This is a genomic window from Paenibacillus arenosi, assembly GCF_014841135.1.
In the GTDB taxonomy this organism is placed as follows: domain Bacteria; phylum Bacillota; class Bacilli; order Paenibacillales; family Paenibacillaceae; genus Paenibacillus_B; species Paenibacillus_B arenosi.
Genome location: NZ_JACYTN010000001.1, coordinates 636,851 through 650,769, shown reverse-complemented (window position 1 = coordinate 650,769; position 13,919 = coordinate 636,851). Strand labels below are relative to the sequence as shown.

At 43.1% G+C, this 13,919-nt stretch carries 11 protein-coding genes; 1 reads left to right on the top strand and 10 read right to left on the bottom strand.

The genetic code is table 11. From position 1 onward, the window contains the following. Positions 1 to 180: 180 nt before the first annotated feature. Positions 181 to 1,530: a lytic polysaccharide monooxygenase gene (locus IFO66_RS02845; RefSeq protein WP_192023646.1), complete on the top strand. Its 1,350-nt coding sequence runs from the start codon at positions 181 to 183 to the stop codon at positions 1,528 to 1,530. Between the two features lie 140 nt (positions 1,531 to 1,670). Here the strand turns inward: IFO66_RS02845 and IFO66_RS02840 are convergent, their stop codons facing one another. The 10 genes from IFO66_RS02840 to IFO66_RS02800 all read right to left on the bottom strand — a co-directional run bounded on the left by IFO66_RS02840 (position 1,671) and on the right by IFO66_RS02800 (position 13,834). Further along, positions 1,671 to 2,225 carry a GNAT family N-acetyltransferase gene (locus IFO66_RS02840; protein ID WP_192023645.1) on the bottom strand — a complete coding sequence of 185 codons (555 nt, stop codon included), beginning with the start codon at positions 2,223 to 2,225 and terminating at the stop codon, positions 1,671 to 1,673. A 44-nt stretch (positions 2,226 to 2,269) separates the two neighbouring features. Then, on the bottom strand, positions 2,270 to 2,746 hold the full coding sequence (locus IFO66_RS02835) for a GNAT family N-acetyltransferase (RefSeq protein WP_192023644.1): 477 nt from the start codon (positions 2,744 to 2,746) through the stop codon (positions 2,270 to 2,272). A gap of 50 nt (positions 2,747 to 2,796) precedes the next feature. Further along, complete coding sequence (locus IFO66_RS02830) at positions 2,797 to 4,029, bottom strand: hypothetical protein (RefSeq protein WP_192023643.1); 1,233 nt, start codon at positions 4,027 to 4,029, stop codon at positions 2,797 to 2,799. A 172-nt stretch (positions 4,030 to 4,201) separates the two neighbouring features. After that, positions 4,202 to 4,585 (bottom strand): GNAT family N-acetyltransferase, encoded by a 384-nt coding sequence (locus tag IFO66_RS02825; RefSeq protein ID WP_225445433.1) that lies wholly within the window; start codon positions 4,583 to 4,585, stop codon positions 4,202 to 4,204. Between the two features lie 179 nt (positions 4,586 to 4,764). Next, positions 4,765 to 5,742: a quinone oxidoreductase family protein gene (locus IFO66_RS02820; protein WP_192023730.1), complete on the bottom strand. Its 978-nt coding sequence runs from the start codon at positions 5,740 to 5,742 to the stop codon at positions 4,765 to 4,767. A gap of 107 nt (positions 5,743 to 5,849) precedes the next feature. Continuing rightward, positions 5,850 to 6,494 carry a DUF2306 domain-containing protein gene (locus tag IFO66_RS02815; RefSeq protein WP_192023641.1) on the bottom strand — a complete coding sequence of 215 codons (645 nt, stop codon included), beginning with the start codon at positions 6,492 to 6,494 and terminating at the stop codon, positions 5,850 to 5,852. 336 nt (positions 6,495 to 6,830) lie between these two features. Next, complete coding sequence (locus IFO66_RS24040; RefSeq protein WP_273014977.1) at positions 6,831 to 6,953, bottom strand: hypothetical protein; 123 nt, start codon at positions 6,951 to 6,953, stop codon at positions 6,831 to 6,833. A 248-nt stretch (positions 6,954 to 7,201) separates the two neighbouring features. Continuing rightward, positions 7,202 to 7,387: an aspartyl-phosphate phosphatase Spo0E family protein gene (locus tag IFO66_RS02810; protein ID WP_186786037.1), complete on the bottom strand. Its 186-nt coding sequence runs from the start codon at positions 7,385 to 7,387 to the stop codon at positions 7,202 to 7,204. A gap of 403 nt (positions 7,388 to 7,790) precedes the next feature. Next, positions 7,791 to 12,677, bottom strand: coding sequence for a DUF7507 domain-containing protein (locus tag IFO66_RS02805; RefSeq protein ID WP_192023640.1), 4,887 nt, complete (start codon positions 12,675 to 12,677; stop codon positions 7,791 to 7,793). Positions 12,678 to 12,913: 236 nt separating this feature from the next. Next, entirely contained in the window at positions 12,914 to 13,834 is a 921-nt protein-coding gene (locus IFO66_RS02800) for a DMT family transporter (RefSeq protein WP_192023639.1), read from the bottom strand. Positions 13,835 to 13,919 lie beyond the last annotated feature (85 nt).

Genomic DNA, 13,919 nt, shown 5'->3' with positions numbered 1-13,919 from the left:
TTCCTCGTAATACGAAGCTTTTCGTCGACTCCCACCATTTTGGGTACAAGCTTTTGACTTAAATCTTCAAATTGCCCTCATATTATGCAACCTTGTTCAATAGAATGTTGTTGTGGAAAGGAGGAGTGATCAAACTAACAACCAAATTCATCAAAACCCATATTACAAGGAGGTAGTTTTATGTACAAATCGCTTAGCATGTCCCGCTTCACCTTGAAACACCTTTTCATTAGCTGTGGTGCCGCCGTTGTTGCCTTGCTCGCTTTCACCCTGTTCTCTCAACAAGCTTCCGCGCACGGTTATGTCGATGGTCCAGCAAGCCGAGCCTATCTATGCAAACTAGGACAAAATACAGATTGTGGCGCAATTATATATGAGCCGCAAAGCTTAGAGGCACCTAAAGGATTCCCAGCAGCTGGTCCTGCCGATGGCAAAATAGCCAGCGCAGGCGGCATTTTCCCGAAGCTGGATGAGCAATCTTCCACTCGTTGGGCGAAAGTAAATATCTCTTCTGGTACAAACACATTTAAATGGACACTTACCGCACGACACTCAACCGCAAGTTGGAAATACTATATTACGAAGCCAAACTGGAATCCAAATGCCGCACTTAGCCGCAACTCCTTCGATTTAACACCATTCTGTGACGTCCCTTACAATCGCACTCAGCCACCTGCCACTTATACCGACACATGTAATGTACCTTCTCGCTCCGGATATCATGTCATTCTAGCTGTTTGGGAAATCGCGGATACAGGCAATGCCTTCTATAATGTAATCGATGTGAACTTTGGAGGCTCCAATCCAGTTGATACAACTGCACCTACTGCTCCTGGAGCATTAGCATCCCCATCCAAAACAACGAATAGCATCGCCTTAACTTGGAGCGCATCTACAGATGCTGTAGGGGTAACAGGATACAATGTCTATTCAGGCTCCACACTCGTAGGTACCGTTTCCGGCAGTACCCTCAACTATAATGTTACGGGATTATCGCCAAACACAGCCTATACGCTAAAAGTGAAAGCATTTGATGCCGCAGGCAATCTGTCCCCGGATAGCAACAGCATTACCGTCACAACCAATCCGCTCGTACCAGACAACACACCACCTACTGCACCAGGCAATCTGCATGTCATGGGAACGCCGACAGCTAATAGCATTCAGCTCATGTGGAATCCTTCCACAGACAATATTGGCGTAACTAACTACCGTGTCTATAACGGCGCTACTTTAGTCGCAACTGTATCGGGCACGACAACTTCTTACACCGTCACAGGTCTTACCCCATCCACCTCCTATACGTTTAATGTGTTTGCGTTAGATGCATCGGGCAACCAGTCAACAGCAAGCACGGTGACAGGTACGACTACTTCTCAACCAACCGTTCCAGCATGGGCACCGAATACAGCTTATACAACAGGTACCCTCGTTTCTTATAACGGAGCTGTTTATAAATGTCGTCAGCCGCATACGTCGCTCGTAGGTTGGGAACCTGCAAACGTGCCATCTTTATGGCAGCTGCAGTAATCATTTCTCCATTTCTGGGATAAAATAGGGACTAGCTTCGTTCGAGTTAACAGGCTAGTCCCTTTACATAAGTAGCATCCCAATCAAAAAGGACCGTCCCCAATGGACGATCCTTCACTGACCCCCTGTATAGCTGATGGTTACGCATCATATTCAATCAGCCAACAATCTCTCATTTCTCCCTCATGCCATTCATGCTTCTCCAGTCGTTTTTTCTTAGAAAAGCCCGCTTTCTCATAAACCCTCAATGCGCGTTCATTTCGAACTTGCGGGTCCATAACGATCTTGGTTGCACCTTTATGTGCAATGAGATACTCCACTGTTGCTCGAACGAGACGCGTGCCGATCCCACGATTCCAATAATCGGTTTCCCCAATAAACTGATCCATTCCATACACTTGACCATGGTACGACTCATACCCGTACTTCTGTATTTCTTCTTCATCAATTGGATAAAACTGAATATATCCAATGTCCTTGGATTCATATTGGATGATGCAACGTGCCTCTCCTGACCCTTGATCCCCAAAGAAACTTTCTACGACCATCTCTGTATTATGCGGACGATCACGGCCTTCGTAGTACATGAGAACGGCGGGATCAGATAACCATTTCACGAGTAAATCAACATCACCACGCTCAAGTTGCCTAATCGATAGTTCTTGTTCTTGAAACAATACCACTGCCTGCACCATCCTCCCACACGCATTCCTCTACTTTACCTAATAAACCCTTTATGTCAGACAGCGTCATTTCCTTTTACACTTAGATAATAATGATAGTATTCTTCATCACGACCATATCCATTACGCTCATATAAACGCTGCGCTTGCTTATTATCAATCGCTGTGGACAACTCAAGCCCCTTCGCTTTGATCGATTGAGCGTATTGCTTCGCTGCATCCAGCAGCAGTTGCGCTATTCCTTGTCTGCGATACGCTTCACTCACATACAGATCATTTAATAGTAAAGATCGCTCCATGGAAATAGAAGAGAACACAGGATAAAGCTGCGTAAAGCCAGCAATTGCAGCTGTACCTTTATCTCTTACGATAAAAATAATAGATTCACGATGTTCAAATCGATCGAATAAAAACGAGCGAGCTTGCTCTACATCCGACTGTTGTCCATAAAATATACGATATTGATCGAATATTTCCGCTACTGCCTCTAAATCTTGTATCGTTGCTTGAACCGCTTCAAATTGTGCACTCATGACATTCATCTCCTAGTAGTAAAGTGATAGTGTAACCCGTCTTAAATCGTCTATTTCACCAAAGTAGGATCGGCTCCTAGCAGCGGCTTAAAAGCAGCTTGCCCAGATTCAATTTGACTTTTATCCAAATATAATAGCGAACTGTTGGTTCCCTGATTAATTCGCATAAACATATAACGTTCATCACCAGCGACAAGTTCAGGTTCTGATGGTAAAGAAGACATATCCACTTCATGAACTTTTTTATTTTGTTTAAAGATGTTTAAGGTAAGCGGCACATCCAACTTATAAGAACGAACATAGCCTGCCGAAGGATAAATATAAGAGTAGTTCTTGTCCTTGTACATATGCGAAAAGACAGGAGGATACTCGATCTGCTCCTCTACGATGTTCTTGCCTTGAAGATCTGATGAATACAACTTGTGAGACCTTGTGTCCTCCATTTTTCGATATAAATAAGAGAAGTAAAGTCTATTCTCAGAAATACTTAGTAAAAAGTTATAGCTGCCATCTTTACGATCAAAAAGAGTCTTTATCTCTTCCTTGTTCAAATCATATCGTTGTATTTTATAATTATCTTTCGTGAGCTTCGTCCAATACAGCTGATTCCCATATGGAGTGATGGTCGTAACTGAAAGAATGTTATCCGTTTCGCTATAGATAATTTCTGGCTCCCTGTCGAGTTTCGCAAGCTTCGACTTCAGCACTTTAACTTGTTCAGCACCATCCTTATTCTTTTCCCAGATTGAATAATAGAGATAACCACGATGCAGCGCTAACGAATCTGGTGGAGCTTCAAATGTCTTCACTACTTCACGGTTGCTGCCGTCGACGTCCCTGCTAGTTAGTTGCCACGTATAGGTCGAATGCTCATGCTCTTGTTTGGGATTAAATTTGTTTTCCAGCACATATAATTTAGAATCATAGTATTGCATATAACGTGGCGGTTCAAAATGAGTATTCCATCTCTCAATTGCCTGATGTGTTCTTTCTACATACGCTAAGCAATTGCTTCGGTTTGGACTTTCTGTACATTCCCCCTCAGTACGCGTATCGATAAATTGCGGTTTCGTGCTATCATTTTCCATAAAATAAATTAAATTATTGAACAAAAAATAATGACCTTGCTCTGTCCGTGCTGTCTCTAGACCTTGTCCAGCATACATATACGGGTAGTCCCATTGAGCATGATAAGCATCATCCTCTGGATATGGTGATTTTGCACATCCTGCAACAACGAGTAGAGTTAACAAGGCTATCCCTAGCAAGACGTATTTCTTCATAGAACTCCCCCTATTATGTTCGTACATCAGGCGGGTGAAAATTCAAAAAGCCTTAGAACTAGAATACCAACATTTCCACTTCTAAGGCTCATGATGCAGTAAACGATACCGTGATGATTGATACATATTTTACCACACATTTTTCAATTATGTACACGTCTAATTGTTTGTACTATTTTACTCTTTTTATGACAAAAGCATTATCTACTTTACTAAATCCAAGCTTTTCATAATAGTCCATAGCACCTGGTGCCGATAACAATACCAATGAGCATTCCTCACCCATCTTCTCTTTAACAAGATCGACGAGCTTCCTTCCAATACCACCTTTTTGATAATCCTTGTCTATTGCTAGATCAGATAAATAGCAGCAGTATGAGTAATCGGTTACCGCTCTCGCCATGCCAATCATTTTTCCCTCATGCCATGCCGTAATAACGATATCCGAATTCTCAATCATTCGTTTCAATCTATCAAAGTCCTGATAAGGCCTATTAATGCCAGACGTTTCGAATACACGTGAAACATCCTCTGCTTGAATTTCTTTCGTGTCCATATACATGATATTCATAATAATGCGCAGGAGCTTCACTCATGAAGCGCTTAAAGCCTTATTGAGCCTTTTTGACTGAACGAACCATTTGTCTCAACCTTATCAGGCTTCTAGACAGCTCTCCTGCTCCTCCTCTCTTTATAAGGAACGCTGTATGTTAGGTAACCATCTAATGTAATGTGCTACTCTACCACTAATAGCACTTTCCCCGTACTATTTCTGCTTTCAACTAATTCATGCGCAAGTGCAGCATCCTGCAAGGAAAAGCGGCTGCCGATGTTGATATCCAATCTCCCTTGTTCGAAGAGTAGAAATATTTGCGCCGCTGCTTCTCGTAAGCTTTCAGGTCGTTCTTTCCTCGTCGTACCAAAGCTGTACCCAAGCACAGAGCGACAGCTAGCATGGAAATCCTTCGTATTCAGTTTCCCATACTCCCCACAGGAATTGCCGAACACGATTAGCCGTCCATACGGAGCAAGATATTCCACACTTCGTTCTGTTACCTCTCCACCAACGGAATCCAATATAATATCGACACCTCGACCAGCTGTAAGCTGCTTCACCTGTTCGATATAGTCCTCGGATTCATTATGTAATACATGGTCAGCACCCGCACTTTTGGCTGCTTCTATTTTATGTACACTGCCCACCGTTCCGATAATGTTGGCCGCGCCCAACGCTCTAGCAACTTGTATGGCTGTAGTCCCAACACCACCTGCAGCGGAATGAATAAGAACAGATTCTCCTACCTTGATACGAGCTATTTCAGCTAGCAGTTTGTAAGAAAGCAAGGAAACGATGCCACATGCACCTGCAACATCATCATCAATATCATCTGAGACTGCAAAAGTTAAATTCTCATCAGCCACAATAAATTGTGCGTACGACCCATTGTACGGGAAAGCGATAACTCGCTGGCCCACCCGTACAGAGGTCACCTCTGTCCCAACCTGTTCAACAACTCCCATTGCCTCTAGTCCAGGGATGAAGGGTAGCGTACCTTTACCTTTGTTCCCATGTCTAGCTTTAATATCGGCGAAATTTACACAGGTACGGCGAACACGAACCAACACTTGTTTGGAGTGAAAAGAAGGTAGATCCATGTCAACATATTTCATATGTTCTGTAGAGCCGTACTGCTCCACCACCACAGCTTTCATCATACTCCCCCTCAATGGTGTACATTCGTAAAGTAGAGACAACTTCCAACTTCCATTTTATAACTGCTCAGAGGAAAAGTCACGAACCACGCAGGAGAGCTTTATTTCTAATGAGAAGTATGTTTTGTACGTGGCAGTGTCCTTCTAATAACGATTTCCGCTAAAATAGGAAGAATAATTAGGGAACAATAAATGCTTATCGTATAGCTGTTCACATAGGTGAAGCCAAATCCTTTATGAATAACGAATGTAATCAAGTGTATAGATGTATTCGTAAAACAATAAGCAAAACTGCGAATCATCCACTTACGATGCTGAATCAGCTTCTTTTTTCGAATACTTATAATCGCCATTCCGGTCATAAAGGGCCAAATGATATTCAGCATATTGAATGCGATGCTGCTCGCCTTACCGCCGGTCGAATAAGGAGCCATATATCCTGACGTGAGCGCGACCATAAATACGGATACGACGTAGATATAACCATTGAAGCGATGAAACTTACGATAACGCTGTAACAACTTTGTCGAGAAATTCAGCAGCCCAGACACAAGTGTCATACAAGCAAACACAACATGCACATACATCACGTTCAACCATAACGGAAGTTGAAGCGGACGCTTAAGCCCTTCTTTATGACTTAAAAATTCCTCGGCTTGCGGATCATAAATAAAATTGATATAGGAAACGTAAATGATAATGCCGAATGAAATCAACGCTAGTAATAAATATAATGACTTTCCTTTTGGCAAAGCCAACCACCTCTCTAGTAGCTGTTACCTTTTCATTTATAAACCCCAGGTCAACAGATATACGGAACTTTATCCTTATTCCACGCCATTTTATAGCTAAAAATGATATCACCAAGCATGTACAAAAGATTTGAGACAGCTCTCATTATACGACAAAGTACTTTTCAAATGGCTCTTGAAATTCGTATAAAATGGGAACTATTTCTGACCATAGCAAGAGAGTTCGCAGCAACTCATAAAAAAGCAAAGGGTAGCGGTCTTTTGTTAAAAGCCGCTACCCTTCATTGACCTCGTTTATTTAAAACGAACATGACTTAACTTGTTTCTACTGTTACGTTAACCGCCCTCACGCTTTGGCTTGAACCCGCTCTCATCAGCAAGCTTATCTCCAAATTGCTCAATACGGCTCGGGCTTGAAGCTGGTCCATTATTTTTCGGTTTACTATTTCTTCCTGCCATTATGATCACCTCCACAGTTCATAAGATGGGCGCAAGCAGATGTTTTCATACGAAAAGTTTACATTCACATACCACTAGACGAATAAGCCAGCAAACGGCATGTACATGCGCATTTACTGGCTAAACATCAAATGATATGAAAATCGTCCCCAGCCTCCCATTCCAACTTGTGTGCAGGTTAACTAATATACATATAACTTACAATGTACTTGATTGTTCATTTTGAATAGGAGTAGCGATCCTCAGCTTTAGCAACGCTCTTGCAATTTGTTCGCCACCAAGTTCGAACAACCAGACTTCTGCTTTAACTTTTGTAGGGTCACAATATGGTCGTCCAATTCTTGACTTAAGGAAACCACTTTCTGATCGGTTAAGCTCTTTCTTTCTTCAAACGCTTTAACTAATTCTCTTTGAACGACATCGAATCTTCTCACTGGTATTTCCCTCATTTTTCACCAAATTGCCAAGCTTTAATGGAATTATTTCCATTTTTTCTACCATTTTAGTAGTAGTTTCTATCGGATATTGCAATATATTTTTAAGGAAACGATTATCTACTCGAAATGTGTAGTGCGGCCATCATTCCACCACTCGACTCCAATCTCCTATTCACTCATAACCATTCAAAAATAAAAGCGTTTATCTTAAAAGTTGTTTGTTAAAGCGTATTAACAAGTACAAATACGAACCAAAAAAATAGCGATACAGTAACTACGCACTGCACCGCTATTTTGTCATTTGTCATACTAGCAGCTCAAAAACGGACTACTTCGCCATCAAGATGGCTGCTCTTGAGACAGCTTCTGGCTGTATGAACCACACGTTTTATACCGATATTTATTCTTCCTGCTCTTCTTTAATTGCAACAATAACCTGATTAGACTGTGTACTGGTAGTAATCGTTCTTCCTTGAGAATCTCTGAATGTAAATCGTGCAACTGCCTGATTCACAAGCTGAGTTACCTTCGACTTTTTGATTGGCTCAACTTTCACTTTGAACGTCACTTCAGCCTGCTGGCCAGGAGCCAAGTCTGGGATCGTAATTCCCGTCTCTAGCTGCTGATTCGTGACCGGACATCCATTAAGCTTAAGGCTGCCTACAACAAATGTGGAACCAGCAGGAATGTTGTCTGTTACGGTTATGCCACTGATCGTACTGGAACTTGTATTTCGTAAAAGAATCGTGTACGTAACAATCTCGCATTCAACAACAGACTTGCGATTAGCCGACTTTACAACTTGTAGTGGTGACACTGCGACATTGACTGAAACCGACGTACTTACAAGACCTGTTTCGTTGGAGGTTGCATTCAATGTATTCGTAATTGTCGTACCAGGCACGGCATTGCTCGGAACTGTAAATGGAACAATTGCTTCTCTTGATTCACCAGGACCAATTGGCGCCCTCGCTTCCACTCGAATATTAAGCAGCGGATCGGTTACGACAACACCTGTTAGTGGAACATTGCCCGTGTTGCGCAGCCGGAGTCTGAATTGGATCCGCTCCCCAGGCATAGCGGTTTGTTTGGAAGCCGTTTTAGTAAGAATAAGCTGTGGACTGCTTCCTACAGTCACACTTGCAGATGCACGCTGAACGACCGTCTCATCTGATAAAAATACAGCTTCGTTAACAATAACCGTCCCCGCTTCCGTGCCTAACGGAACGATAAAGGAAGCACTAAAAGTTAACGTTGCACCCGGCTCCAAACGAGTCACTTGCTCTTCAATATCAATAACAGGATCAAACAACCTGAGGTTCGTTAATGTGAAAGTCGACGAATTCGTGATCGTGATCGTGTAATTGACCCGCTCTCCTGGCAATGCAACACTACGATCTGCCACCTTCGTAAACTGTACCGTGAAGTCTGGAATAATTTCAATCGATGCTTCCACTTGCTGTGCAGCCGTTTGGTCGGAAGAAATCGTAGCTGTATTTGTAAGGACTGTCCCTGTAAAGTCCCGTGGAACATCAAATGGGATGACAAGCTCAACTGTTGTGCCGACTGGAATAATGCTTATATTATTATCAAGTTGAAGCAGCGGATCTGTGATTCTAACATTCGTAATATCTGTGTTTCCGCTGTTCGTAATCTGGAACGTATACGTAATAGGCTCTCCTGGCACCGCCACAGCTTGAGAAGGCACTTTTGCTATCGTTAATAAAGATACTGGCAGTATCGCTACGGTCGCCGTTCCAGTTACGGTATCTGTTTCATTTGCAAACGCCTCTACCGTATTAACAAAAGATCCTGGTAATTCATTACTAGGAATCGTAAATGGAACCAACAGTACTTGTGAGGCTCCTGGTGCTAGAGAAGGGATTGTCTGTGTAAATCCGACAAGCGGATCGTTCATTAAAATATTAGTTAGCGTGACTGCTGATAAATTGCTAACCGTAATGGAGAACTCCACTGGCGTTCCAGGCGCAGCTTCAGTTGGTGATACAGTCTTGCTAACTTGCAGGCCTACAATCGGCTCTACAATAATTCTTTCTTGAGCCGTAATTGGAGCCGTTTGGTCAGAAGAGGCAGTTACCGTATTTAAAAATACGGTTAAAGCTGGTGTAGCAACGGGAATCAGGAACGTCTGCGTAATCGTTTGCTCCGCCCCGCTCGCTAATAACGGAATCGTCTGATCGATACCAAGCAGCGGATCTTGAACGATGACATTAGACAGCGGTACATTGCCTGAGTTGGTAACCAAAATCGTATACGTAACGGTAGCACCAGGCACGACGCTGGTCTGATCGGCTGTCTTCGTAATCGTTAAGTCTGGAGCGGCGCCTATTTCCACATTTGCAGTGAAGCTCTGTGTAGTCACATTATCCGCAGAAGCTGTAGCTGTATTTTCAAAGTTACCAATAGGGGTTCCCGCTGGAATTGTGAAGAACGATGTAATTTCTATTTCTCCACCAGGCACTAAGCTGTCCACGACGGTATCCAGTTCAACGATCGGATCCGTAATACGAACATTGATCAGTGTGCGATTGCCTGTATTTCGAACGATAATGGTATACTGAACTTCGTCACCGGGAAGAGCAGTCGTTGGCTCAACGGTTTTAGTAATTTCCAATCCGAAAATCGATTGCACAGGTAGAATATTAGTTGTTTCCACGGGGAGCGTCTGGTCCGAAGTAGCAGTAGCTGTATTAACGATGGAGGAACCATCTGGTGTATCTAACGGGACAAAAAAGTCTGATTCGATAATGAACGAATCACTCGGCAATATTTCTGGGATTACTTGATTAATACCTAATAGCGGATCAATTAAGTTAACATTCGTCAACGAGATAAAGCCTGTATTTGAAATAATAATCGTATAGGTTATCGTTTCCCCAGGAGCTGTTGTCTCACGGTCAACAAATTTGCTTAGTTCTATAATAGGAAAAGCTGGTTGCGTAACGGTTACATTCGCTTGTGCGGTCTGGGTCCCAACCTGATCGGATGAAACCGTAACTGTATTGGTAATAACCGTACCTGGTGGCGTGCCAAATGGAATATCCAGCGCCCCAGTTATTATAAATGCTTCTCCAGGTTCTAGGACTGGAACGACTTCGTTAATATTTAATTGAGGGTCGGACACAACCACATTTGTTAAAGTAACATTGCCAGCATTACCATATTCGATCTCAAACATGGCTGCTGATCCTGCCTCCACCTCTGGCTCCAAGGCACGCTTGCGCACAAACAGAGATGGCTGTGGAGTAATCATAACCGTTTCACTGTCACTGACCGCTGTTGTCTCATCCGAAGTTGCCGTTGTCGTATTTGTTATTGTACCCGATGACCCAATCGGAACTGTGAATTCACCGAATACGAACTGGCTCTCCCCTTGAAGCAAAGTCCCAATAAGTGTATCGATTCCTAATAGAGCGTCTACTACCCTTACATTTGTAAGTGTGCTATTTCCTGTGTTGGACACTTCTATGGTATAAAATATCGTATCCCCTGGTGCAGCCATCGTTCGATCTGCCGTTTTATTAATGGATAATGATGGTGCTGCCAACACATTAACTTGGAAAAATGCCTCATCTGATATTTCATTTGTAACAACCGCTGCTCGATTCACAATGATTGATCCTGCTGGTGTTCCCGGGGGTATAGTAAAGCTGATCTCAAACCTTACCCCATTCCCAGGAGTTAACATAGATAGCGTTTCGTTCAATCCCAACGTGGCATCCGTAACTCTCACATTTGTTAATGTCGCCCCACCCGTATTAAATACCGTCACCGTATAAAGCACATCTTGACCTGGAAGCGCGGACGTAGGAGTGGCTGTCTTTGTAATACTTACAGCAATCAAATTAACGATTACTTCATTCGATACGACATCCCCCGCAAGCACTGGCCCTCCAGGGACGCTTATAAAGGTAAATGTAGCACTGGATGTATTTGATATTTGTGGCGGTACTCCACCTGTATTTACTTGTACTTGGAACGTTACCGTCCGGCTCCCGCCAACGGGTATCGACCCCAAATTAATGCCTGCTATAGGACTTAGCCCTGTTTGCGGTGGTCCACCATCAATAGTTACGCTGTTAGGAATGAACGTTGTTCCCGCTGGAATGGGATCGGTGAAAATAACGTTGTCTGCATTAGCGGCACCACTGTTTGTAATAACCGCAGTATAAGTAATAATGTCCCCTTCTCGTGCAGTCGAAGTACTACTCGTCTTATCAATCGATAATAAAGGTTGATTGACATCAATTTGTATGCCGATACCATTCGGAAGGATAACATCAGCAGACGTTGTAATACGAAGTACACCCGACGTCTGTGAGTTAAATAAACCTGCCGAACCATCTACATTGGTAATATCATAGGCCAAACGAGATCCAGTCGTATAGAAGCCAGGATCGCCTGCTACTGCATTCCGCGTCCCAAATGTGCCTGCGGTGTCCAAATTACCAGAGTCATTGTTGATTTGCGCTTGGAAAAAATTATTTACTAAATTATTCGGTCCAGATAACGTAACTAAACTAGATGTATTAGGTCCAAAGCGTACGACATCCCCACCTGCAAATGGGTCTCCGTCATGCGCTGACAGCAATATCCGCCCCGTTACATTTCCGGTTGTAGGCGAGGAAAATCCAGATACAGTGATATCTACATTCGTTATGCTGAGACCCACCAAATCCTGTCCTACAAATATCGACTTATTACGAAACGGCAAAGCAGAATTACGATAGGATACCGCCAATGTCCAACCGGAATGTGTTGTTTGATTATCGATTGCAGATATAAAAGCAGGCACACTTCCCGTAATATACGTCCCTGCTCCTCCGGCCTGTACGAGCGAAGTTACATTTGCACTATGTGTATACCATCTAGTAGTAGGATTGAAGGGACTCACATTGTCAAAGGTAGTCTCTGGTGAAATAGTAAAAGCACCTAGAGGAGTGATGAATTGAATCGGATCATTAATATTAGGCGTAACATTGCCTACTCCCGATGAATAGTTCGCTGACCAGATCAGTTCAGCATATTCAATGGTACTCCCAGCAGGAAGTCTTAACACAGCTGCAGAAGAGTTTTGCGTATAGTTGAGCGTTGTACCTGGGAACCAGCCAGGAGCAGTTAGCCCCGTATTGGTCGTAATAAAAGCACCTGACGCATCTAAGTTTCCAGGCAGCAGCTGATTGTTTATTTTAGATAAAGACAAAGCGTTCCCTGTGAATGTGAGCGCACCCGCACTTGTCACGGTGAACCGCTGTACAAATGGCATCGCCAAACCTCCTTTCACCGCTATCTCATGCGATGAACATCATAATATCATCTATATGTATATTGAAATGAGTACTCCAAATTGCAAGTCCGCAAACAAGGACAAATCTATTTATTTTTGTAAATCCAATCTACACCGTATACGGTGAATGATCCGATAAATTACGTGAACATGCAAAAAAAGGAGAGCAATGTGCTCTCCTTCGTTGTTTATATTTATCCATATTAATGGCTTCCTTATTGCTGCCTAGATACGTAGAATAACGCAATCCAGATAAGGACAAAGCCTGTTAATTGTGCAAATGTAACCATTTGGTTGAAAACAATCCAGTTCATCATCATACCTACTAATGGGAATGACAGCTCCGCAAGCGTAGCATAGGATGCCTTTGTTTCTGACAAGCCGCGATAGTAAAGCAAAATACTGAACAAACCTAGCAGCACAGCTTGTAAAATAATATAGAACGTAATGGAACCATACTGTTCAGGCGGTACGCTCCAGCTCGCATTCTCTGACCAAGTAAAGACGAATAACAATGGGAGCGCCAATAGAAACCTCAACGCCGTAACGGTTTCATATTGCATTTTATCAAGCATATACCGTCCCATAACCGTCGATCCACCCCAGAGCAATGCAGCTCCTAATGCCAGCAAACTGCTGATACCAACGACTTCACTCATCACGCCTTGCGGCAATGACCAGCCAAATGTAAGCAAATACGTTCCGATAAGTGCTACAACTAATAAATAACCAAATCGCTTCGGTAGCTGTTCCTTAAGTAGGAAGCGTGCTAGTATTACCGCGAATAACGGCTGAAGCTTCTGTAACAGAAGTACTGTGTTCGCATTCCCTGTCGCAAATGCTTCGGTGAACATAATAGTCGCAATGACAGAGCCTCCCCATGATATGAAGAGCAAAGCACCCCAATGTTTCCAGTTGGCTCCTTTTAACTCTGCACGATGTTTCCACACGATTGGTGCAGCAAACACCAACAATACAAGATGCTCCAACAATACAATTTGTGTGGATGTTAAATACTCCAACACAAGTACGCGGAACAGCGGTCCTAATCCCCAAAAGGCGGCCCCAAGTGCAACGAGCCACACCCCTTTGCTTGAGAATGTACTCCGCTGATCAGCCAATGCATGCGTGTCCATATTCAATAACCTCCTGGGTCGTTGAATATAGGATCTTAGCTGAAGAGGACAAACATCGCTTATCTGTCAGTAGATGACTCGATAT